The 21671-nt window shown below is 60.5% G+C and carries 21 protein-coding genes and 1 riboswitch; of the genes, 6 read left to right on the top strand and 15 right to left on the bottom strand.

Annotation, left to right across the window (positions count from 1 at the left end):
* Nucleotides 1-5 precede the first annotated feature (5 nt).
* Complete coding sequence (gene ppk1, locus ACB030_RS05540) at nt 6-2075, top strand: polyphosphate kinase 1 (protein ID WP_371158559.1); 2070 nt, start codon at nt 6-8, stop codon at nt 2073-2075.
* Nucleotides 2065-3555, top strand: coding sequence for an exopolyphosphatase (gene ppx, locus ACB030_RS05545; protein WP_106886364.1), 1491 nt, complete (start codon nt 2065-2067; stop codon nt 3553-3555). The genes ppk1 and ppx overlap by 11 nt, the downstream gene beginning before the upstream one ends.
* Before the next feature lie 58 nt (nt 3556-3613).
* Here the strand turns inward: ppx and mgtE are convergent, their stop codons facing one another.
* Nucleotides 3614-4957 carry a magnesium transporter gene (mgtE, locus tag ACB030_RS05550; RefSeq protein WP_139744503.1) on the bottom strand — a complete coding sequence of 448 codons (1344 nt, stop codon included), beginning with the start codon at nt 4955-4957 and terminating at the stop codon, nt 3614-3616.
* 123 nt (nt 4958-5080) lie between these two features.
* A riboswitch (M-box (ykoK) riboswitch) is annotated at nt 5081-5251 on the bottom strand.
* A gap of 25 nt (nt 5252-5276) precedes the next feature.
* The gene (locus ACB030_RS05555; RefSeq protein ID WP_171276435.1) at nt 5277-6443 is read right to left on the bottom strand and encodes an RNA-guided endonuclease TnpB family protein; all 1167 of its coding nucleotides are present in this window, start codon (nt 6441-6443) and stop codon (nt 5277-5279) included.
* A 57-nt stretch (nt 6444-6500) separates the two neighbouring features.
* Here ACB030_RS05555 and tnpA point away from each other — a divergent pair, with 57 nt between their 5' ends.
* Nucleotides 6501-6926 (top strand): IS200/IS605-like element ISAeme8 family transposase, encoded by a 426-nt coding sequence (gene tnpA, locus ACB030_RS05560; protein WP_171277258.1) that lies wholly within the window; start codon nt 6501-6503, stop codon nt 6924-6926.
* A 219-nt stretch (nt 6927-7145) separates the two neighbouring features.
* On the opposite strand, the gene flgL is transcribed toward tnpA, so the two are convergent.
* The 13 genes from flgL to ACB030_RS05625 form a co-directional block, all read right to left on the bottom strand.
* Nucleotides 7146-8360, bottom strand: coding sequence for a flagellar hook-associated protein FlgL (flgL, locus tag ACB030_RS05565; protein ID WP_171276436.1), 1215 nt, complete (start codon nt 8358-8360; stop codon nt 7146-7148).
* A gap of 3 nt (nt 8361-8363) precedes the next feature.
* Entirely contained in the window at nt 8364-10361 is a 1998-nt protein-coding gene (locus ACB030_RS05570) for a flagellar basal body rod C-terminal domain-containing protein (RefSeq protein ID WP_182310125.1), read from the bottom strand.
* Between the two features lie 3 nt (nt 10362-10364).
* The gene (gene flgJ / locus ACB030_RS05575) at nt 10365-11477 is read right to left on the bottom strand and encodes a flagellar assembly peptidoglycan hydrolase FlgJ (protein ID WP_171276437.1); all 1113 of its coding nucleotides are present in this window, start codon (nt 11475-11477) and stop codon (nt 10365-10367) included.
* A gap of 46 nt (nt 11478-11523) precedes the next feature.
* Entirely contained in the window at nt 11524-12621 is a 1098-nt protein-coding gene (locus ACB030_RS05580) for a flagellar basal body P-ring protein FlgI (RefSeq protein WP_041206051.1), read from the bottom strand.
* A gap of 61 nt (nt 12622-12682) precedes the next feature.
* A complete protein-coding gene (gene flgH, locus ACB030_RS05585) occupies nt 12683-13354 on the bottom strand; it encodes a flagellar basal body L-ring protein FlgH (RefSeq protein WP_171276438.1) in 672 nt (223 codons plus the stop codon).
* A 26-nt stretch (nt 13355-13380) separates the two neighbouring features.
* On the bottom strand, nt 13381-14169 hold the full coding sequence (gene flgG, locus ACB030_RS05590) for a flagellar basal-body rod protein FlgG (protein ID WP_005329779.1): 789 nt from the start codon (nt 14167-14169) through the stop codon (nt 13381-13383).
* Nucleotides 14170-14183: 14 nt separating this feature from the next.
* The gene (flgF, locus tag ACB030_RS05595) at nt 14184-14930 is read right to left on the bottom strand and encodes a flagellar basal-body rod protein FlgF (RefSeq protein ID WP_161507006.1); all 747 of its coding nucleotides are present in this window, start codon (nt 14928-14930) and stop codon (nt 14184-14186) included.
* A gap of 144 nt (nt 14931-15074) precedes the next feature.
* The gene (gene flgE / locus ACB030_RS05600) at nt 15075-16487 is read right to left on the bottom strand and encodes a flagellar hook protein FlgE (RefSeq protein ID WP_171276439.1); all 1413 of its coding nucleotides are present in this window, start codon (nt 16485-16487) and stop codon (nt 15075-15077) included.
* 10 nt (nt 16488-16497) lie between these two features.
* Nucleotides 16498-17241, bottom strand: a complete 744-nt coding sequence (locus tag ACB030_RS05605) for a flagellar hook assembly protein FlgD (RefSeq protein WP_371158560.1) — start codon at nt 17239-17241, stop codon at nt 16498-16500.
* Nucleotides 17242-17346: 105 nt separating this feature from the next.
* Nucleotides 17347-17766: a flagellar basal body rod protein FlgC gene (flgC, locus tag ACB030_RS05610; RefSeq protein WP_005329775.1), complete on the bottom strand. Its 420-nt coding sequence runs from the start codon at nt 17764-17766 to the stop codon at nt 17347-17349.
* Nucleotides 17766-18164 carry a flagellar basal body rod protein FlgB gene (flgB, locus tag ACB030_RS05615; RefSeq protein WP_025327539.1) on the bottom strand — a complete coding sequence of 133 codons (399 nt, stop codon included), beginning with the start codon at nt 18162-18164 and terminating at the stop codon, nt 17766-17768. The genes flgC and flgB overlap by 1 nt, the downstream gene beginning before the upstream one ends.
* A 62-nt stretch (nt 18165-18226) precedes the next feature.
* Entirely contained in the window at nt 18227-19051 is an 825-nt protein-coding gene (locus ACB030_RS05620) for a protein-glutamate O-methyltransferase CheR (RefSeq protein ID WP_005329773.1), read from the bottom strand.
* Between the two features lie 17 nt (nt 19052-19068).
* Nucleotides 19069-19980: a chemotaxis protein CheV gene (locus ACB030_RS05625; protein WP_025327540.1), complete on the bottom strand. Its 912-nt coding sequence runs from the start codon at nt 19978-19980 to the stop codon at nt 19069-19071.
* A 237-nt stretch (nt 19981-20217) separates the two neighbouring features.
* On the opposite strand from ACB030_RS05625, the gene flgA reads away from it, so the two are divergent.
* The 3 genes from flgA to ACB030_RS05640 all read left to right on the top strand — a co-directional run bounded on the left by flgA (nt 20218) and on the right by ACB030_RS05640 (nt 21651).
* Nucleotides 20218-20823, top strand: coding sequence for a flagellar basal body P-ring formation chaperone FlgA (gene flgA, locus ACB030_RS05630; protein ID WP_310650727.1), 606 nt, complete (start codon nt 20218-20220; stop codon nt 20821-20823).
* 94 nt (nt 20824-20917) lie between these two features.
* Entirely contained in the window at nt 20918-21238 is a 321-nt protein-coding gene (gene flgM / locus ACB030_RS05635) for a flagellar biosynthesis anti-sigma factor FlgM (protein WP_025327542.1), read from the top strand.
* A complete protein-coding gene (locus tag ACB030_RS05640) occupies nt 21235-21651 on the top strand; it encodes a flagella synthesis protein FlgN (RefSeq protein ID WP_371158561.1) in 417 nt (138 codons plus the stop codon). The genes flgM and ACB030_RS05640 overlap by 4 nt, the downstream gene beginning before the upstream one ends.
* Nucleotides 21652-21671 lie beyond the last annotated feature (20 nt).

The raw sequence follows: 21671 nt of genomic DNA on the forward strand, positions 1-21671 counted from the left end.
ACCAGATGAGCACCGACAGGCAGTATGAAGAGAAAGAGCTTAGCTGGCTCTCATTCAATGAACGGGTGTTGCAAGAGGCAATGGACAAGACGGTCCCCCTCATCGAGCGGGTCCGTTTTCTGGGGATCTTCTCCTCCAACCAGGACGAGTTCTTCAAGGTCCGGGTCTCTGACGTCAAGCGCCGCATCCTCATCAACGAGGTGCACGGTGGCGACGACGAGGCCAAGGTGTTGCTGCGCGCCATCCAGCAGAAGGTAATGGCGCTCGGCGAGGCGTTTGACAACACCTACAAGGAGTTGCTGATCGCCCTGGCCCGCCACAACATCTTCCTGGTGAATGAAAACCAGCTCTCCGAGGCGATCCAGCAGTGGCTGCGGGTCTTCTTCAAGGAGAAGGTGCTGCGTCATATCATCCCCATCCTCCTCAACAAGGAGGTCAACCCGGTCAAGTTCCTCAAAGACGAGCACACCTATCTCGCCGTCGAGATGAAGAAGAACGGCCAAGTGATCCAGTACGCCCTGGTGGAGGTGCCGACCGACGACCTGCCCCGCTTCTTCCAGCTGCCGCCGGAGGGGACCCGCCGCAAGAAGCAGATCATCATCCTGGACAACGTCATCCGCTTCTGCCTGGACGAGATCTTCAAAGGCTTCTTCGACTACGACGAGATAGCGGCCTATGCGGTCAAGCTGACCCGGGATGCCGAGTACGATCTCTCCGATCAGCTGGATCTGAGCCTGGTGGACAAGATGAGTGATGGCCTGAAGCAGCGCCTCACCGCCATGCCGGTGCGCTTCGTCTACGAGCGGGAGATGCCTGCGGCCATGATAAGCTTCCTGAAGCTCAAGCTGCAGATCAGCTCCTACGACGCCATCATGCCGGGCGGGCGCTATCACAACTTCAAGGATTTCATCGGTTTCCCCAACGTGGGCCGGGACTATCTGGAAAACCCCAAGCTGCCGGCCCTGGATTGCCGTGATTTCGATGGCTTCGTCAACGCCTTCGACGCCATCACCAAGCAGGACATACTGCTCTACTACCCCTACCACAAGTTCCACCACTTCACCGAGCTGGTGCGCCAGGCGGCGTTCGATCCGGCGGTGAGCGCCATTCGCATCAATATCTACCGGGTCGCCAAGAAGTCACGGATCATCCACTCCCTCATCGACGCCGCCAACAACGGCAAGAAGGTGACAGTAGTGGTGGAGCTGCGCGCCCGCTTCGACGAGGCGGCCAACATCGACTGGGCCAATATCCTGACCGATGCGGGGGTCAAGGTGGTGTTCGGGGTGCCGAGCCTCAAGATCCACTCCAAGCTCTGCCTCATCACCCGCCATGAAAATGGCGAGGCGGTGCGCTACGCCCATATCGGCACCGGCAACTTCAACGAGAAGACCGCCAAGATCTACACCGACTTCTCCCTGCTGACCCGCCGCCCGGACATCACCGCCGAGGTGGAGGGGGTGTTCGAATACATCGAGTACCCCTATAAACGTTACAAATTCAACCACTTGCTGGTCTCCCCCATCAACTGCCGTCGCCAGCTCTATCGCCTCATCGACAACGAGCTGGCCAACGCCAAGGCGGGCCAGCCCTGCGGTATCACCCTCAAGATCAACAACCTGGTGGACAGAGACCTCATCAACCGACTCTATGCCGCCGGCCAGGCCGGGGTGCCCATCCAGATGATCATCCGTGGCATGTGCGCGCTGCGTCCCGGGGTGCCTGGCCTCAGTGACAACATCCAGGTCATCAGCATCATCGACCGCTTCCTCGAGCATCCGCGGGTGATGGTGTTCCACAACAAGGGCAATCCCCAGCTGTTCATCTCCAGTGCCGACTGGATGAGCCGCAACATCGACGGCCGGATCGAGGTGGGTACCCCCATCTACGACGAGCGGCTGAAACAGCGCATCCTGGACATCCTCGAACTGCAGCTGAGCGACACCTGCAAGGCGCGGGTCATCGATGCTGACCAGAAGAACGAATACGTGAAGCGGGGCAACCGCCGCAAGATTCGCTCCCAGGTTGCGATTTACGACTATCTCAAACGTATCGAGTCAAACAATGGACAATAGTCTGTACGCCGCTGTCGATCTGGGGTCGAACAGCTTCCACATGGTCATCGCCCGCCTCAACGAGGGGCGGATGCAGATAGTCGATCGCATCAAGGAGCGGGTTCGCCTCGCCGAAGGGATGGATGAACAGCGCCGCATGTCGGCGGAAGCCATGGCCCGGGGGCTCGACTGTCTCGCCCTGTTCGCCGAGCGGCTGACCAACATCAAGCCGGATCAGATCCGCATCGCCGGCACCTACACCCTGCGCCGCGCCAGCAACGCCCGCGACTTCGTGCGCGAGGCGGCCGAGGTTTTGAACCATCCCATCGAGATCATCAGCGGCCAGGAAGAGGCGCGCCTCATCTATCAGGGGGTCGCCCATACCCAGCACATCGAAGGCCAGGTGCTGGTGGTGGATATCGGCGGCGGCAGCACCGAACTCATCATAGGTGAGGGCTTCGAACACAAGGCCCTCACCAGCCGCAAGATGGGCTGCGTCAGCTTCACCCAGAGCTTCTTTGGCAACGGCAAGCTGAGCGAGAAAGCCTTCAACAGCGCAGTGCTGGAGGCGCAGCATCAGCTCGCCCCCATCATCAACCAGTACCGCAAGCTGGGCTGGCAGAGCTGCCTCGGCAGCTCGGGCTCCATTCGCACAGTGCGCGACGTCTTGCAGGGTGAAGAGTGGACGGATGGCGCCATCACGCTGGCGGGACTGGAGCGGCTGAAAGAGGAGATGCTCAGGCACAAGCGGGTCGACCAGCTCAAACTCGCCGGCCTCACCGAGGAGCGCCAGGGGGTCTTTGCCGCCGCAGTGGCCATACTGCTCGGGCTCTTCACCTCATTGCCCATCGATCGGATGGAGTACTCCGACGGCGCCCTGCGCGAGGGGCTGCTCTATGAGTTCGAGGAGCGGCTGCAGCACCACGACATTCGCGAGCGCACCGCCCTGGCCCTCAGCTCCCACTACCACATCGACAAGCGCCAGGCCACCCGGGTGGAGCAGAGCGTGTTGGCCCTGTTTGATGCCCTGAGCGATCCCTGGGAGATGCCCATCGAGCCCTATCGCGCCATCCTCGGCTGGGCGGCGCGGCTGCACGAGATTGGTCTGGCCATCAACTACAGCGGCATCCATCGCCACTCCGCCTACATTCTGCAGAACACGGATTTGCCCGGCTTCAACCAGGACGATCAGGCCCTGCTGGCCGCCCTGGTACGCTTCCAGCGCAAGGGGCTCAAGCTCTCCGAGCTGCCCGCCCTGCCCAACCACGACGAGCAGACGGTGCTGCGCTGCATCCGCATCCTGCGCCTCGCGGTGGCCGCCCACCACAGGCGCCAGGACAACCTGCTGCCAGAGTGGCGAGTGCAGGCCGCCGGGGATCAGCTGGTGGTCACCCTGCCAACCGACTGGTGCGAGGAGAACCGCCTGCTGATCCAGAACCTGGAGAAGGAGCACCGCTATTGCCAGGAGCAGGGCTGGCCCCTGCTGTTCCAGCTCGGGTGATCGTTCACCTCAAACGAAAAAGGGCAGCCGATGGCTGCCTTTTTGCTTTCTGTCGTTGTCACTGCAGCTCGGGCAGCAGCCACTTGGCGATTTCGAAATAGATGATGAGGCCGGTGCCATCCACCAGGGTGGAGATGAAGGGAGCCGACACCACGGCCGGATCGATGCGCAGCCGACGCAGCACCATGGGGATGATGGAGGCGACCGTCGCGCTCCAGAGTACGATGGCGATGATGGTGAGGGTGACCACCATGCCGATCTCGGGGCCCACTCCCAGGCTCCAGGCCCGCACCCAGGCCGCGATGGCGATGGCCACCGAGATCAGCAGACCGGTGGAGAGCTCCTTCTTCAGCACTGTGCCGAGGTTTTTCAGGCTCACCTCCCCCACCGCCATGGCCCGTACTATGGTGGTGGTGATCTGGGTGCCGCTGTTGCCGCCGGTGCCGATGAGCAGGGGGATGAAGAAGGCCAGGGCGATGGCCGCCTCCAGTTGCTCCTCGAAGGCCCGCAGCACTGTGCCCGTATAGGCTTCCGCCACGAACAGGATGAGCAGCCAGCCCACCCGCTTGCGCCACAGCTGCCAGGGAGTGGCCTGCAGATAGGGGGTATCCAGGGGGGATGAGCCCCCCTGCAACTCCGCATCCTCGGTGGACTCGAGCTCCAGGATGTCGGCGGCGTCATCCACGTGGAAGACCCCCACCAGACGTCCCTGATCCTCCACCGGCAGGGTCGAGATGTCGCGATCGATCAGCAGGCGGGCGGCCAGCTCCTGATCCGCCCGGGCGTTGATCCGCACCGCCTCCCGCTCCATCAGTTCGCTCACCGGCCGCAGGGGATCTGCGATCAGCAGGGACTTGAGGGAGACGCTGCCGAGCAGGCGCCGCTCGCCGTCGACCACATAGAGGTGCTGAAACAGCTGGGCCTTGTCCCAGGCGTCGTGGATCCGCCGCTTGGCGCTCTCCACCGTGGTCCCCTGGTCGACGGCCAGGTATTCGTGGCGCATGTTGGCACCGACCGACTCGCTCGGCCAATCGAGCAGGGAGGCGTAGATGGCTTGCGCCTGGGTCGGGAAGCGGGCCAGCAGCCTGGTGCGATCCTGAGAGCCCAACTTGCGCAGGATGGCCACCATATCACGCCGGGGAATAGCCTCCTGCAGCACGCCCACTATGCTGCCATGCAGGCGCAGCAGCAGCTGGCCTGCGCTCTCCGCCGACAGGGAGGCGAGCAGGGCGGCTCCTCGCGGCGCAGGCAGGGTATCGAAGACGCAGTTGAGCTCTTCCGGGCGCAGGGTCAGCAGTTGATCGGCACGCTGCACCGGATCCAGGTTGTGGTCTAGCCAGCCCTGCAGGGCGGCGAGATCGAGCAGTTGATGACGGTTGAGCAGGGTGTGTGTTTTCTTCATCACAGATATCCTCATGTGATTTCAGGCAGGGCCTGAAGGCAACCGGCTCGCACCGGTCGCTGTCGACAAGAAAACAGCAATTTGATTGACGAGTAACAGGCAGGAAATGACGCCGTCCGGCGTGTTTTCATCCCCACGTACCAGCTTTAGCACTGCATAACGTATCCGGCACGCCGGAAGCCACTTGGGTTGACACCTTAATCCGATGAAAACTGTCCTGATCTTGGGCGTCTCTGGACGTCGTGAGATCAGTGGCCTGTGTTTATGCAGGAGCCTCGCGTGACTGCTCCCCGCCGCAAGCGGCGAGGCTTCCCACTTCTTAGGCCACTACTGCCGAATTGGCAGATTGACGCTGGCCTCCATGGGTAGAAACGACGAGTCCCGCCGCCTTTAATTCCAATATGCCTTGTTGCTGGATATTCATGGCCGCGTTAATGTCGCGGTCATGCCCTGCCCCACACGCTGGACATACCCACTGCCGCTGATGCAACGGCATGTCCGACATCTTGTGGCCGCAATCGCTACACAGTTTCGAGCTGGCAAACCACTGATCAAGTTTGATTAGGTGGCGACCCGCCGCTTGTGCCTTGTACTCTAGCTTCATGATGAAACCATGCCAACCAGCATCGCCAATGGCGCGGGCCAGTTTGTGATTTTTCATCATGTTCGCTGATTTCAATGTCTCCACGATGACCGCTTGGTTTTCGTCAACCATCGTGTGAGAGAGTTTGTGCTGAAAATCGGCGCGGGCATTGGCTACCCGTTCGTGCAGGGCGGCCAGTTGCCGTCTTGCCTTGCCACGGTTGGCGCTGCCCTTTTTCTTGCGAGACAGGGCCTTTTGCTTGCGTCGTAGATTGCGACTGGCGTTGATAAGGTGGCGTGGATTGGCAATCTTTTTGCCGCTCGACTCAATGAGGTAGTGGGACAGCCCCATATCACAGCCAGTCACGTCCGTGATGAAGGTGGGCTTGGCGGGAGCCTCGCAGCCATCCTCGCAAAGGATGGAAGCATAGTATTTCCCTGTCGGGCCACGGCTGACTGTGATGCTGGATACCACGCCGATAATATCTCGATGAATGACCGCCCTGATGGGCGTCATTTTCGGCAACTGGATAGCCGCTGCGAGCACCTTTCCGTTGGGGTGATAGCTGGATTGCCTGCCCCGTTTGCTCTTGAAGGTAGGCATCCGCGCCTTGAGCTTGGGGTTGAAGAAGTTCGCAAACGCCTTGTCCAGGTTGATCACCGCCTGTTGCAAAGCTTGTGAATCGAATTCTTTAAGCCAACCATATTTGCGCGACTTTTTTGCCACTGCCAGCAAGGGCTTCAAGTCGCGTTTCGGTTTCAGTGAAACCCCGTGACGCTTGAACATGTGCCGTTGAATTTGAAGAGCCTTGTTATACGCGAACCGCACCGCGCCGAACTGGGCATTCAAGAATGCCGCTTGTTCGTCGGTCGGATAAATGCGTACTTTCGTTGCTCTTTTCAAAGTCACCGCTCGCTGCTAGGATACCCATACAGTATGACTTTTAACGGAGTATTGCAAGTGAGTGTGCATCATGATGATTTGACAGGCTATCTGCGGCGCCGCCACTCGGTCAGTAAGTTGGTCGTGCATTTAATCTTCACCACGAAGTACCGCCGCAAACTACTGGATGGCACCATGATCGAGCAGATGCGCGGCGCATTTTTATCTGCGGCAGAGAAGTTGGAGATCGACATTTTGGAGATGGATGGCGAAGCCGATCACGTTCATCTGCTCGTAGCCTATCCACCGAAGTTGGCTGTCAGTGTGTTGGTCAATAATTTGAAGTCGATCAGTAGCCGCCAGATCCGCATATTGAATACGCACCTACGAAAGCAAAGTAATAGCGGGCTCCTGTGGTCGCGCTCTTACTTTGCTTGCAGTGCTGGTGGGGCTACTATCGAAACGCTCAAGGCGTATGTGGCCTCGCAGAACACACCAGATTAGCTCCCCTTATATCCCCGCCCGATTGGGCGAGGGTTTACGGGGCAGTTGCTAACGAGATGCTGCGAAAAATGCGCGCCACCTAGGTGGTGCGGGCGGCATCATCTGTCCGGGGCCTCCCCGAGTCAAGGCCATTGGGCTGCTGGCAACGGGTTGTTACAAATTGGAGGGGAAAAGGGGCAGTAGGTAGAGCGGACTCCCCCTGCCCGGGGGAGCCAGCCATCAGCGGATGTAATCGAACAGGGTCAGCTTGCTTATCTTGCTGAAAGCGAGCTGGGAGGCGCTCATGGCCGCGTCCTCCTTGGAGAGCGCCGCAATCACCTCGTACATGTCCGCCTCGGAGACCTTGGCCCGCGCCTGCTGGTTCAGGGTACTGAGGCCGTCGTTCGACCCCATCACCTGCTCCAGGCTGTTCAAGCGGCTGCCCACATCCCCTTGCCCCCGGTCGACCTGGGTCCTGGCGTTGTTCATGTGGGTGGTGGCATCCGCCACCGCCAGCTGGAAGCCGTCAGCCGAGAGGCTGGGGTCGCGCAGGGCCGAGATGAAGTCGGACATGCCGTTGAGCACGTTGTCGTTCACCGGCTTGTCCAGCACAAAGGTCTGATCCGCCCCCCCTGCCGGCAAATCCAGGGTCAGCTCCAGCCCGTTAAAGGAGATGGCATTGCCCGCTGTATAGGGAAGAGCGGGGCCCTGGACAATAACACCTTGGCTGTTCTGAATATCATAGGTTTCAGGTGGGCCAATCTGGGTACTCACAGTGAACTGGTTGTTGGCAAGGGAGGCGTCGTAGTTGTTGCGATAGAAGCTCTCGAAGTTCCCCTGATCCCCCACCCCCACCTTGATGTTGGCGCTGGTGCCACTGGCGGTGCGCCGGGTCGCCACCATCTCGAACAGATCGAAGCCGGAGTCATTGGCCGGGATCTGCACAGTGGGGGAGACCTGGATGCTGCGCTGGCCGGTGTCCCCCTGGAACACATAGTTGCCGCTGGCATTCTTGACGAAGGGCTGGGTCTTGCTCTGGTTGCCGCCGAAGATGAACTCCCCCTGGGAGTTCTTGCTGTTCATCAGATCGAACATCTGTTTCTGCAACCCCTCCAGCTCGCTCGCGATGGCGCTGCGCTCCTCGGAGCCCATGGCCGAGCTGTTCGCCTTCTGGATCAGGGTCTGGGCGCTCAGCATGGCGTTGTTGAGGGAGGTGAGCACAGTCTCCTCGTGCCCCAGGCTGTTCTCCAGCAGGCTGCCGTTGACGCCGTACTGCTTGAAGAGGTCTATCTCCTTGGTCAGCGCCATCTTCTGGCTCATGCCGGAGGGGTCCTCCCCCGCCCGGGTGAACTTGTCCCCGGACATCAGCTGGTTGTAGGCGGTATTCTGGCGCTCGCTGACCTTGCTCATGGTGGCGAGGTTGCGGTCATAGATCATGTTGGTGGTGATGCGCATGACTTACCTCACGGAAGACAACAGGGTATCGAAGATGGTCTTGGCGGTATTGACTATCTGGGCCGAGGCCGCATAGGACTGCTGGAAGCGGATGAGGTTGGCCGCCTCCTCCTCCAGGTTGACCCCGGAGACGCTCTCGTAGATGCCGGTACTCTGAGTCAGCTTGGCCTCATTGGCCTGCAGCAGGGTCTTGGCCTGGCTGGTCTTGTTGCCCACCCCGGTCACCAGGGCACTGTAGGCATCGTTGAAGGTCATCTTGTCATTGCTGGTGGCGGCGTGGTTGTTCTTGCGCACCAGCTCCTTGTTCTGCAGCTCCGCCAGCGCCAGCCCGTTGCCGTTGTCGGCGAAACCGTTCTTGTTGTAGCTCAGGGTGAAGCTGTCCTTGGCCTCCACCTTGCCGGTGATGCTGAAATCATATCCTGGCGCCGTCTTTGGATCGGCATAGACCTTGGGGCCCCCCAGCGGGCTCTCGAGGGCGGCCATCAGGTTCTGCCCCTTGCTGGAGGCAGGAGCCACCCCGAGCAGGTTGTTGTTCTTGTCATAGACCTCGTAGTTGCCGCTGTTGTCTATCTTGACCACCTGGGGTGCGCTCGGGTCCAGCGTGTTGGTGCCAAAGCCCGACCCCGTGCCGGTGTTAAAGACACCGGTCATTTTTATCTCACCGGAGCCTATATTTTGAGCGTTTTTATCCGCTTTTATGGGTGACGCCAGCGCAATATCTTCCGGCCGAGTGATGGCGGCCTTCAGCCCGGCGGCGGCATGCTTGGTGGGTTGCAGCAAGATCTTGTCGCCGGCGGCCGGGGTACCTGAGAGATCGATCTCGATGCCGTGCCCCGCCACGTCAACCTTGGCGGGGGGCGTGGTGCCGGTCATCAGCGAACTGCGCTTGCCGCTGCCGTCGATGGAGAAGACCTCATAACCGGTGGCGCTGTTGAACTGCACTTCGTAATCGAAGGTGGTCACCTCTGAGCCCTTGCCGGGCACGAAGTTGACGCTGGCCGCCCCGTTGCCCTGGTTGCCGGCATAGGGGAGCCCCTTGCTCCCCTTGAGGGAGAAGAGATCCCCCCCCAGCTCGTTGTCCAGATCCATGCCGAGGCGGTTCTGCTGGTTCATGGCATCGGCCATGGCGACCGCCAACTGGCCCAGCTCCCGCTTGGCGGGCTCCAGATCGTTGCGCGCCGTGAAGAGGCCGCCGATGGCGCCCCCCAGATCCTTGTCATTGATGTTGGCCTGGTTGGCCCCCAGGGTGAGTTGCAGCCTCGCATCCCGGGAGTCCGGGCTGCCCGGCACCACCTTGAACTGGGCCACGCCGCCGTCCAGCACCAGGGAGTGTCCCGTGCTCATGTTGACCAGCATGCTGCCGTTGGGCTGGGTCACGGTGCGGACTTCCATCTTCTCGGAGAGCTGGCGGATAGCCTCGTCACGCTGATCGAACAGCATCAGGTTCTCCTCCGGCGAGCCCTGGGTGCGGACTATGGCCTGGTTCAGATCGTTGATGCTGTTGAGCAGGCTGTTCACCCTGTCCGTCTCGTCCCCTATGGTGGAGTTGATGGTGTCGCTCTGCTTGTCGAGCTGGGCGGAGAGGGTGTGGAAACGGTCAACCATGCCGCTGAGCTCGCTCAGGGTGGTCTTTCGCCCGCCCACTTCCGCCGGCGATTCGTTGGCGGTGTGGAAGGCCTTGAAGTAGGAGGTGATGGTGGTGCCCACGCTGTTGCTGGCATCCCCCAGCAGGCTGTCGAGCTGGAACAGCTGATCGTAGCGCGAGCCTGCGGCATGGTAGGCGGAGGTATCGCGGCGCACCTCAGCCTGGGCGTAGGCGTTGATGACCCGCTCGCTCACCATGTCGCCCGTGCCCAATCCGACGGAATTGGTGTAGATCAGGGTGCGTTCACGTACATAGCCCTGGCTGTTGACGTTCACTATGTTGTTACTGGTGGTCTGCAGCAGTCGCTGCTGGGCCAATACACCCGAAGTCCCGATTCCAAGCAGATCGCTTGCCATAGCTTACAGCTCCATCTCTGTGTTCCTGGTCGCAGCGTTGCCGGGCATCGAGTAGCCGGCGATGGCATCACTGCGCAACACTTGTTTAAGTTTGCTGGCGTACTGGGGATCGGTGGCATAACCGGCCTGCTGCAGCGCCTCGAAGTAGCGATCCGGGCTGTCCACCTTGGCCAGCGCCCCCTTGTAGCGGGTCCCCGAGGTCAGGAAGTCCACATAGTCGTTGAAGCTCTCTTCAAACGACTCGTAGGAGCGAAACGCCGCCTTCTGGCGCGACGCCACCCCTTGCTCGTACTCCAGGGTGCTCACCACGGCCTTGGGCCCTTCCCAGCGGGGATCGGCCTTGATGCCGAACAGGTTGTGGCTCATCTGCCCTTCCCCATCCTTGATCACCCGCTTGCCCCAGCCGCTCTCAAGGGCGGCCTGGGCCACCAGTACCGCCGGGCTCAGTCCCAGCTTGTCCGCCGCCTTCTTGGCCAACGGCATCAGACGCTCGACAAACTCCTCCGGACTGTCGAACACCTTGGCGCTCTCATCCAGGGCCGAGGCCCGCGGGCTGCTGCCCATGGGAGGCACGGTGCGATGGGGGCGTCTGGGCAGGTTCAACGGAGACTCGGCCCCATTCAGCTCACCCTTCATCTCGCTCTTCATTTCGTTATCAGCAAAATCTTTGCCAACTTTGGAGGCTGCGATCAGATCGTTGGAGGCGCTGGGGGCGTCATAGGGTTTGTAGACCCGCTCGGTGCGCTGGGGCAGCTTGAGAACCCGGCCGTCGTTATGGGTGAAGGTCTTCTCGGGAGAGAACTGCTTGGCCACCATCTCGGCGATGCCAAGACCCCCCTTGCTCGACATATCGGAGACCCGCTGCTCGTCCAGCATCCCCTCGTAGAACTGGGTGTAGCTGCTGTTCATCGGGTTATCCTGGGTCAGCACCGAGTTGGCCTGGCGCATCCCCTTGAACAGGGTCTGGGTGAAGATGGACTCGAACTGGCGGGCCGCCGCCATCAGTGCCTCTTGCTTCCCTTCCTTGCTGTGGCTCATCTGGCGCAGCTTGTCCAGGTTCTGAACGTCCTGCACCATGCCAAGATTGATACCACTCTGGGTGTCGAACTCTGCCATAACCTTCCTCTTTGCCGCCCGTGGCAACCGCTTGCCGCTCAAGAAATTACAAAATGACCAGTTGACCCTGGATCGCACCCGCCTGCTGCAGGGCCTCCAGGATCGCCATCAGATCGCCGGGGGCGACCCCCACCTGATTCACCGCCCGCACCAGATCGTCCAGGGTCGCGCCGGTGTCGAGCTTGAACATACGTCCCGGCTCCTGCTGCACGTTGATGGTGGAGTTGTTGGTGACGGCCGTCTGCCCGCCGGCCAGCGGATTGGGCTGGGAGACCTGCTGGTTCTCGGCGATGGTGACCGTCAGTCCCCCATGGCTGATGGCGGCTGGCCGCAACTTGACCTCGCTGCCAATGACGATGGTGCCGGTGCGCGAGTTGACGATGATCTTGGCGGACTCGGTGGCCGGATCCACTTCCAGATTTTCGATGGTGGCGAGGTAAGAGACTCGCTGGCTCGGATCCCGCGGCGCGAACACCTTGATCGAGGTCGCGTCCAGCGCCTGGGCCGTGTTCGGGCCCACCAGATCGTTGACCACGTCGGCTACCCGCCGGGCAGTGGTAAAATCTGGCCGGTTCAGGTTGAAGGTGATGGTGTCCCCCTGGGCGAAGGAGTTCGGCACCTCACGCTCCACGGTCGCCCCGTTGGCGATGCGCCCCACGGTCGGGGTATTGACCACTACCTTGGAGCCATCCGCCCCCTCGGCCCCGAGACCACCGACCACCAGGCTGCCCTGGGCCACCGCATAGACGCGGCCGTCCAGCCCCTTGAGGAAGGTCTGGAGCAGGGTACCGCCGCGCAGGCTCTTCGCCTCGCCGATGGCGGAGACGGTGACGTCTATGGTCTGACCCGGCTTGGAGAAGGGGGGCAGATCGGCGTGGATGGCGACCGGCGCCACGTCCTTGATCTTGGGCTTGATGTTGTCCGGCACCTTGATGCCGAAGTTGTTGAGCATGGTCCTGAAGGTCTGCTCGGTGAAGGCGTTGTTCTTCTCGCCCGTGCCGGGCAGGCCCACCACCAGACCGTAGCCGATCAACTGGTTGCTGCGCACCCCTTCTACCGAGCTGAGATCCTTGATGCGGGAGGCGTGCGCCAGCCCGAACGGCAAGATACAGCACAGCAGGCCGAGCAAACGGAGTCGGTTCATGACATCTCCTGACTAAACCATCCTGGCCCCGGGTCTTCGTTGGCGACCCGGGGTCCGAGTATTAAATGGGCCACCAGGGGCCGTTGAAGAAGCTGGTCAGCCACCCCTGTTCCTGGGTGTTGGCCAGATCGCCGGTGCCACCGTAATGGATGCGCGCGTTGGCGACCCGCTGGGACGAGACGCTGTTCTCCGAGCTCACGTCCTCGGGGCGCACCAGGCCGGTGATGCGGATATATTCGTTGCCGTTGTTGAGCATGATCCACTTCTCGCCACGGACCAACAGGTTGCCGTTCGGCAATACCTTGACCACGCTGACCGAGATGTTGCCCTGCAGACTGTTGCTCTGATCCGCCTTGGCCTGACCCTTGAACGCACTGCTCTGGCCGATGGAGGCGGACAGGTCATAGGGGCTCGCCGTCACCGGCACCCCGCCCAGGGTGACGGGTTCCAGCTCCATCTTGTTGTCCTTGCCGCTCTGGGTGTTGGCCTTCTTCGACGCCGAGGTCGACTCCGCCAGCTCGATGGTGATGATGTCGCCCACCCGATGGGCCTTGATGTCCGAGTAGATGCCGTTGACCTGCTCGGGCTGGAAGATGGCCCCGGTCGGGCGCACCGACACCGGCTCAGACTCGCCATACACGGGGGCGAATTCGGGGTCGTCGGGCCTGGCGGTATTGGGGGTGCTGCTGCAGCCTGCCAACATCAGCAGGCCAAGCATCCAGATGACTTTCATCATGCGTCTCCGCTTAGGTGGCTGGATTAGGTGCGCTGGGTCAGGAAGGACATCATCGAGTCAACTGCCGAGATGACCTTGGAGTTCATCTCATAGACCCGCTGGGCCTGGATCAGGTTTACCAGCTCCTCGGTCACGTTGACGTTGGAGGTCTCCAGCATCCCCTGCTTGATGACTCCGAGCCCGTCCGCACCGGCCGTCCCCTGAATGGGGGCGCCGCTGGACTGGGTCTCGACGAAGAGGTTTTCCCCCATGGGTTGCAAGCCGGTGGGGTTGACGAAATCCGTGGTATTGATCTGGCCCACCACCTGGGACTGGCCATCCCCCTTGAGCTGTACCGACACCTGACCATCCTCCCCCACCGTCACGCTCTGGGCGTTCTCGGGGATCTGGATCTCCGGCTGCAGCGGGTAGCCGTTGCCCGGGGTGACGATGGTGCCCTCGTCATTGAGGGTGAACTGGCCGTTGCGGGTGTAGGCCGCGCTGCCGTCCGGCAGCTGGATTTCGAAGTAACCACGGCCGCTTATCATCAGATCCAGGGAGTTGTCCGTGGTCTGGACGTTGCCCTGACTGTGGTTTTTCTGGGTGGCGACCACCTTGGCCCCCGCCCCCAGCATCAGGCCGGAGGGCAGTTCGGTGTCTGCCGAGGAGCGGCCACCGGGCTGGTTGACGTTTTGATAGAGCAGATCCTCAAAGATGGCGCGAGCCTTCTTGTAGCCCACGGTGCTGGCGTTCGCCAGGTTGTTCGAGGTGACCGAGATGTTGGTCTGCTGGGCATCGAGGCCGGTCTTGCTGATCCAGAGTGCAGGATTCATGGGGTACTCCTTGATTAGCTGATACGCAGCAGCTGGGTTTGTGCCTCGTCGTTCTCCTCGGCGGTCTTCATGATCTTGACCTGAGTTTCAAACTGACGTTGCAAGCGAATAAGGTTGGTCATCTCGTCGACCACGTTGACGTTGCTCCCCTCGAGGGAACCGGCGATCAGGCCCACGTCGGCAGACGCGGCCTCCGCCTGGCCATCCTTGCGGCGAAACAGGCCATCCTGGCCCTTCTCCACCGCATCGCTCGGCGGATTGACCAGCTTGATGCGCTGGAAATCCTCCGGCAGGTTGGCAGCGGCGCCCTCGGGACGGCCGCTGATGGTGCCATCCCGGTTGATCTCGATCTTCTCCATGGGCAACGGCAGCACGATGGGCTGACCGGCGTCATCCACCACATTGAGCCCGGTCGAGGTCTGCAGATTGCCGGTGGCATTGAGCTGCAGGTTGCCCATGCGGGTATAGGCCTCTGCTCCATTGGGATCCTGCACCGCAATCCAGCCCGGGCCGTCGACGGCGACGTCAAGATCCCGCCCCGTGGTCTGCAGCAGGCCGTGCTGCAGGTTCTGACCCGGTCGCTCCGTCATGGCGAACACCCGCGTGGGCAGTCCTTCGCCAAACGCCTGCATACTGCGCGCCTGCTCGAAATCAGACTTGAAGCCGATGGTGTTGGCATTGGCCAGGTTGTTGCCACGCACAGCCAGGCTGTTCATGTTCTCCTTGGCTCCTGACATGGCGATATAAAGCAGGTGATCCATGTGATCCTCCGTCAAACAGATGACTCTCGCAGGACAACTGCAAATTGAGTGCCAAGAGCGGAAGAATGGAGAAACAGGGGAGGAAAAAACACTATGCCAGAAACGACAAGGGGCGCATGAGCGCCCCTTGCAACCGCAAAAACTTTAGCGGATCTGCAGTATGCTCTGCTGCAGGGAGCTGTTCACTTCCAGCGAGCGTGAGTTGGCCTGGAAGTTGCGCTGGGCGGTGATGAGGTCCACCAGCTCGGTGGTCAGGTCCACGTTGGACTGCTCCAGCGCCGACGACTTGATGGAGCCGAAGGTGCCCGAGTTCGGAGTGCCCGGCAGGGCATCGCCGGAGAGCAGGGACTGGCGCCAGGAGGTGTCCCCCACCTGGGTCAGCCCCTGGGAGTTGGCGAACTTAGCCATGGCCACCATGGCCACCTTGACGGTGGTGGCGTTGCTGTAAGTGGCGGAGACTATGCCGTCCGCCCCGATCTCCACCTTGGTCAGCCGGCCGACGGTGGAGCCATCCTGGGTCAATTTGTTGACTTCAAACGGCGAGGCATACTGGGTCACGGTGCCGAGCTTTATTTCAAACTGTTGAGTCCCATCTGCACCATTGGTAATGATGCCGGCACCTGGCTCTCCAGTAACCGGTGTACCTGCAGCAGGTGAACCTAATGAGACCGTCTTGATCACCGCAGGATCAGTCGGGGTGACCATCTTGCCGGAGGCGTCGAAGGTGACGCGGGCACTCAGGGGGGCCTGGTTCAAGCCGGCAGCCATGGCGGTGGGGACACCACCCGAGATGTCGATGGGCTTGTCCCCCTGATAGAGGTACATACGCCAGGCAGTCGGCACCGCCGCTTTGGCCGGGTCTAGCGGATCAGCTTCCTTGGTGAAGTACTGGGTGATGGTGTGCGGCTCCCCCAGGGAGTCGTAGACCACCACCGAAGTGGAAGAGGAGTAGGTGTCCGAATCCTTGGGATCGAACTTGGAAGCATCCGCCGGAGGGAGGGCCGGAGGTGTATAGGGCGTCCCCCCCGCCGCCAGTGGAGAGGCGGTGGACGGCAGGTTGAAATTGGCTTCGATCTTCGAGGTCTGGACCGGCTCGCCGGCCCTGTCCGGGATCTGGATGGGCTTGGTCGCATTGATGCTCACCGCCTTGGGGGTGCCATCGGCATTGATCTCGTACCCCTGCAGGTAGCCGCCGGAGTTGCTGACCATGTAGCTGCTTTCGTTGAGTTTGAAGGCGCCGGAGCGGGTGTAGCTGCGATCCAGGTTGGTCAGGCCATCGGAGGTCACGAAAAAGCCGTTGCCCTGAATGGCGAGATCCAGCGCATTATTGGTGAATTGCAGCGCCCCCTGATGGAACTGCTGCGCCACCGCCCCCGTCGCCACCCCGTTGCCGACCTGGGTCTTGGCGTTGACGAAGATGGAGTTGGCGTAGACGTCTGCAAACTCGGCGCGGGACTCCTTGAAGCCGGTGGTGTTGACGTTGGCAATGTTGTTCGCGGTGACGTTCAGGTCTTTTTGAGCCGCATTGATGCCGCTGAGGGCATTGTTGAATGACATGTCTTTCTCCTTAGATCACTGCGTTAGGGGTCGGTGTCGGCGTCGGTTTCGTGGTCGACTTGCCGGTCGCCCCGCCAATTTCCAATACATCGGTCAGATAGATGCCACCCAGTCCCTTGAGTTTGAGGGTACTGGGGTTGGTGCTGGTGCCCAAGGTGACGCTCTCCACCTTGGCATAGGTCAGGGCCGGTACGCTCTCGGACTTGCCATTGACGGTGGCGTGCGCCTCTATCGAATACTTGCCGCTCTTGGCGGCATTGCCCGACTTGTCAAGACCATCCCACTCGAAGGCCACGTTCCCCTTCTGATCCCCTTCGATGGAGAACTCCTTGATCACCTGACCGCTTTCGTCCTTCACCGTCACCTTGACGTTGCTGCCACCGTCCCCGGTGGCGATGACGCCGGAGAGGGTGCTCCCCTTCTCCAGATAACCGGTGTTGGAGGGAATGAGCACGTTCTGGCCCACCAGGGCCGAGGCCTGCAGCGCCTGGCTGGAGGTCATCAGGCTGTTGAGGCTCTCCATCTGGTTAGAGAGGCTGCTGATCCCCTGAGACGTCGACATCGAGGTCATCTGGGAGAGCATCTGGGCGTTGTCCACCGGCTTGAACGGATCCTGGTAGGAGAGCTGCATGGTCAGCAGCTTCAGGAAAGACTCCTGATCCAGCTCCTTCTTCTGGGTCGTGGTGTTGGTGTTATTGGTCTGGGTGGACGACGCCCGGTTGACACCCAGCAGACTGTCATAGGTATCTGCCACTTATGATTCCCCCTCTGTCCGGGTTTGCCGCGCACCGTACAGGTCGAACCCATGGTCGCGGTCATGCAGACCGTCACTGCTCTCTGTCATCTGGGTTCACCTCTATCAGGACTTGCCAAGGCCGAGCGTCTGCTGCAGCATCTTCTTCGCCGCATCCGCCACCTGGACGTTGGTCTGGTAACTGCGGGAGGCGGCTATCATGTCCGCCATCTCCTCCACCATGTTGACGTTGGGCTTGAAGATGAAGCCATCCTTGTCCGCCATGGGGTGGTTCGGGTTGTACTCCTTGAGCAGCGGCGCATCGCTCTCGACTATGCCCTTCACATCCACCCCCACCGAGGCCTGCTTGTCTGACATGGCCTGATCCAGCTGGGCGGCAAAGACTGGCCGCCTGGCATGGTAAGTTTTTTCCACGCTGGAGCTGACGCTGTCGGCGTTGGCCATGTTGCTGGCCACCGTATTGAGGCGGACAGACTGCGCGCTCATGGCAGAGCCTGCAATGTCAAAGACCTTGAACAAACTCATTACTGATCTCCTTTCAACGCCTTGAGCAGGCCGCTTATCTTGCTATTCATGAATTCGAGGGAAGCCTGGTACTCGAGGCTGTTGCGCAGGAACTCGCTGCGCTCCTGTTGCACATCCACAGTGTTGCCGTCACCGGTATCCGGTTGCAGGGGGTTGCGATACTGGGTCGACCCGGGGGCATCCATCTGCAAGGCGAAATGCTTCTCGCTGGTGGTGGACAGCCCGAACCCTTGCTGGCTCTGGGCATCCTGCAACGCCTGGGAGAAGTTGATGTCCCGGGCCTTGAAGCCCGGCGTATCCGCGTTGGCGATGTTGCTCGATAACACCTCCGCACGCTTGGCGCGAACGCTCAGCGTGTACTGGTGAACACCGAATGCCTTGTCGAATGAAATTGCCATAGCGCACCTCCTGCTTCACGAATGTTTAGCAAGAGGTGTGCCAAAGAGGGACGAGGGGGGAGTTATTTGACCTTGTAGACGATGCCGGGGTTGCAGCGGATCATCTCGAACTTGTCGGTGAGGCCCGCCAGGGACTCCGAGGCCCCCAGCATCAGATAGCCGCCAGGATTGAGGCTGCTGGCGAACTGGTTGAGGATCTTGGACTTCACCTCTGGCGCAAAGTAGATGAGCACGTTGCGACAGAAGATGATGTCAAACTTGCCGAGCAGGCTGTAGCTCTCCAGCAGGTTCAGGGGCCGGAAGCTGGTCAATTTTCTGACACGCTCCGATACCCGCATCTTGTTGTCGCCGCAGGGCTCAAAGAACAGCCGCTTGCGCTCGGGTGACAGCCCGCGAGCCAGTGCCAGGCTGTCGTAGACCCCTTCCTTGCACTGGTTGAGCATGGTGCTGGAGATGTCGGTCCCCACTATCTGCACCCCGCCCGGTAAGGTGCCTGGGCGTTTGACCTGCTGCTCCAGCGCCGTCATGGCGATGGAGTAAGGCTCCTGCCCGGAGGAGGAGGCCGCAGACCAGATCTTGATGGGACGACCACTCTTGCCGAGCTCGGGGAAGATCTTGTCACTCAGCAGCTGGAACGGGTAGGTATCGCGAAACCACAGGGTTTCATTGGTGGTCATGGCATCGACCACGGCCATCTTGAGCTCCCGTTCGCGCACGTTCATCGCCCGGGTCACCAGTTCAGACAGACTCTCGATACCAAACTGAGTCATCAAGGGCGACAGACGGCTCTTGACCAGATACTGTTTGTTGTCACCCAGCACTATGCCGCTCTGCTGCGCCAGAAAATTGCTGAATTGCCTGTATAAGTCGTCCGAAAGTGTCTTCATGCAGTTGTTCTTCTTTATTAGAGAGCGCCTTGTACGGCCTTGGCCAATTCATCAGGCTGGAATTTGGCAATGAAGTTGTTCGCGCCAACTTTCTGCACCATGGCCTGATTGAACACCCCACTGAGGGATGTGTGCAGGATAACATGCAAATCCTTGAGGTTGGGATTGTTGCGGATCTCGGCGGTGAAGGTGTAGCCATCCATCTCCGGCATCTCGATGTCGGAGATGACCAGGGCAATCTGATCGAGGATGGGGCCCTGCTTGGCCATCTCCAGCAGCATGTTGAGGGCCTCCCGTCCATCCTTGGCCAGCACGCACTGCACCCCTATGGCCTCCAGCGCCCGCTGTACCTGCTTGCGCGCCACCGAAGAGTCGTCGGCGACCAGCACAGGACGGCCATGGGGATTGCGCTCCACGCTTGCTTCCACCAGCTCGGCACTCACCTCGGTGGAGACCGGCGAGATCTCGTTGAGAATGCGCTCCACATCCAGGATCTCCACCAGCTCGCCATCCACCTCGGTCACCGCCGTCATGTAGTTGATGCGACCGGCGCCCTTGGGGGGAGGCAGTATGGACTCCCAGTTCATGTTGATGATGCGCTCGACCGAATGGACCAGGAACCCCTGAACGGATCTGTTGTACTCGGAGATGATGATGAAGCACTTGGAGATGTCCTGGATGGGGCGCTTGCCCATCGCCATGCTGAGATCGATCACCGAGATGGTCTGGCCGCGAATGTGCGCCACACCGCGAATGCAGGAGTTGAGCTTGGGCATGACGGTCAAGGGAGGGCACTGCAGCACCTCACGTACCTTGAATACGTTGATGCCAAATCTTTGACGTCCGTTGAGACGAAACAGCAGCAGCTCCAACCGGTTTTGTCCCACTAGCTGGGTCCGTTGGTTGACCGAGTCCAGAATACTCGCCATAAACACTCCCTAAAAAAACGCTTGGCACTGATCGTGCATGTTGTGTGTGCATGCACATTGGCTTGCATCAGACTATCGATGTCTCGACAACCGAAATCTGCAGCAAGCATAGTTAACTGCGATGGTGTACGTGAACAACTTATCGACCGGTAAGCAAAAATGATTAATAGACTTTTCCTCATCTTACTGCCGTTTTGCAGCCTCTCTCACGCCATGGCATCCGAGGTGACCGACTATCTGCAGGAGCAGGCACAGACGTTCGTCCTCGACCAGTTGGATGTCCCCCTCGATGCCCAGGCCGAGGTGACCGCCGGCACCATAGATGAGCGCCTCCCCCTGAACCACTGCGAAGAGGGGCTGACTATCTCCCTTCCGGCCAAGATGGAGATCCGCCGCAACACCACCGTCTACCTCAAATGCGAGGGAGACAAACCCTGGGATCTCTATCTCCCGGTGCGGGTCAGCATCCAGAAACCCTATGTCACCGTCGCGGCTCCCGTAGCCAAAGGGGACATACTGAGCGAGTCCATGCTGACCCTGGCCTACCAGGATCAGACCCTGATCCGCGGTGACTATCTCACCGACCCGGCCGCTCTCATCGGGGTGCGCAGCAAGCGTGAACTCAAGCCGGGCCAGCCCATCAGGCTCACCCAGGTCTGCGTGGTCTGCAAGGGGGACCAGGTCACCCTGAGTGCGGAAAACAGCAGCATGCAGATCAAAACCATGGCCCGAGCCTTGCAAGATGGCAGCTTCGGAGACATGATCAGGCTCGTCAACATTCGTTCGGGCAGAGCGGTGCAGGGCCAGGTGAGTGCCGTCGGCTCTGTGGTGGTCACATTCTGACTGTTTTATTAATGCAGCAATTTTTTTCTAAAGTTCTGACCGCCGTCACCGATAAACAGGTAAGCGAACAGCAAAGCAGACGAAGGTAAAGCGTATGGCTATCAACAATATCAACAACTTGGCAAACAGCCGGTTGCAAAACAGTGGGACCAGTCAAGGTGTAGCCACCAAGTCCGCGACCTCTGCCGAGAGCAATCGCGCGGCGACCGTCAAGACCGACTCTGTCTCCTTGACCAGTGAGGCGCAGCAATTGCAACAGATGCAGAAGACCCTCAACACCGCCTCCACCGGTAACGAGAGCCGCGTCGAAAGCCTGAAGAAGGCCGTGGCCAGTGGTGAATACAAGGTCAACAGCGAAGCCGTGGCCAGGAAGATGTTCAGCTTCGAAGCGGATCTGGACAAACGGCTGGGATGATGGAACTGCCTTCGCTGCTGCACGCCCAGGACGACAACCTCTCCCAGATGCAAGGTTTGCTGGCAGAGGAATTTGACCTGCTCAAGGCACACCGGGCCCTGGCCTTGCCGGCGCTGACCGAGCGCAAGCAGCAACTGCTTGAGGCCATCGAGACCCTGGACAAGACATTGGCCGAGCTGCCCGATCTGCAGCAACAACTCGCCGCCTTCCCGACCCAGTTGCAGGCTCTGCAAGCCAAACTGGAAGCCTGTCAGGAGCAGAACAACCTCAACGGTCGGCTGCTCGAGCTCAGCATCATCTCCAATCGCCGCCTGGCGAGCTTTCTCAGCAAGTTGCGAGACAGCAACTCCCTGACCTATGACGCCAAGGGCAATACCCGCTCGGGCACCCGCTCCCTGGGGATCAAGGCCTAATTCTCTCTCCTTCCTTCCCT

The organism is Aeromonas sp. S16(2024), from assembly GCF_041403065.1.
GTDB lineage: Bacteria > Pseudomonadota > Gammaproteobacteria > Enterobacterales > Aeromonadaceae > Aeromonas.

What these genes read in the sequence shown, in the direction of transcription:
- ppk1 (WP_371158559.1), top strand. Translation starts at nt 6, where the DNA reads ATGAGCACCGACAGGCAGTATGAAGAGAAAGAGCTTAGCTGGCTCTCA.
- ppx (WP_106886364.1), top strand. Translation starts at nt 2,065, where the DNA reads ATGGACAATAGTCTGTACGCCGCTGTCGATCTGGGGTCGAACAGCTTC.
- mgtE (WP_139744503.1), bottom strand. Translation starts at nt 4,957, where the DNA reads ATGAAGAAAACACACACCCTGCTCAACCGTCATCAACTGCTCGATCTC.
- flgL (WP_171276436.1), bottom strand. Translation starts at nt 8,360, where the DNA reads ATGCGCATCACCACCAACATGATCTATGACCGCAACCTCGCCACCATG.
- ACB030_RS05570 (WP_182310125.1), bottom strand. Translation starts at nt 10,361, where the DNA reads ATGGCAAGCGATCTGCTTGGAATCGGGACTTCGGGTGTATTGGCCCAG.
- flgJ (WP_171276437.1), bottom strand. Translation starts at nt 11,477, where the DNA reads ATGGCAGAGTTCGACACCCAGAGTGGTATCAATCTTGGCATGGTGCAG.
- ACB030_RS05580 (WP_041206051.1), bottom strand. Translation starts at nt 12,621, where the DNA reads ATGAACCGACTCCGTTTGCTCGGCCTGCTGTGCTGTATCTTGCCGTTC.
- flgH (WP_171276438.1), bottom strand. Translation starts at nt 13,354, where the DNA reads ATGAAAGTCATCTGGATGCTTGGCCTGCTGATGTTGGCAGGCTGCAGC.
- flgG (WP_005329779.1), bottom strand. Translation starts at nt 14,169, where the DNA reads ATGAATCCTGCACTCTGGATCAGCAAGACCGGCCTCGATGCCCAGCAG.
- flgF (WP_161507006.1), bottom strand. Translation starts at nt 14,930, where the DNA reads ATGGATCACCTGCTTTATATCGCCATGTCAGGAGCCAAGGAGAACATG.
- flgE (WP_171276439.1), bottom strand. Translation starts at nt 16,487, where the DNA reads ATGTCATTCAACAATGCCCTCAGCGGCATCAATGCGGCTCAAAAAGAC.
- flgC (WP_005329775.1), bottom strand. Translation starts at nt 17,766, where the DNA reads ATGAGTTTGTTCAAGGTCTTTGACATTGCAGGCTCTGCCATGAGCGCG.
- flgB (WP_025327539.1), bottom strand. Translation starts at nt 18,164, where the DNA reads ATGGCAATTTCATTCGACAAGGCATTCGGTGTTCACCAGTACACGCTG.
- ACB030_RS05620 (WP_005329773.1), bottom strand. Translation starts at nt 19,051, where the DNA reads ATGAAGACACTTTCGGACGACTTATACAGGCAATTCAGCAATTTTCTG.
- ACB030_RS05625 (WP_025327540.1), bottom strand. Translation starts at nt 19,980, where the DNA reads ATGGCGAGTATTCTGGACTCGGTCAACCAACGGACCCAGCTAGTGGGA.
- flgM (WP_025327542.1), top strand. Translation starts at nt 20,918, where the DNA reads ATGGCTATCAACAATATCAACAACTTGGCAAACAGCCGGTTGCAAAAC.
- ACB030_RS05640 (WP_371158561.1), top strand. Translation starts at nt 21,235, where the DNA reads ATGATGGAACTGCCTTCGCTGCTGCACGCCCAGGACGACAACCTCTCC.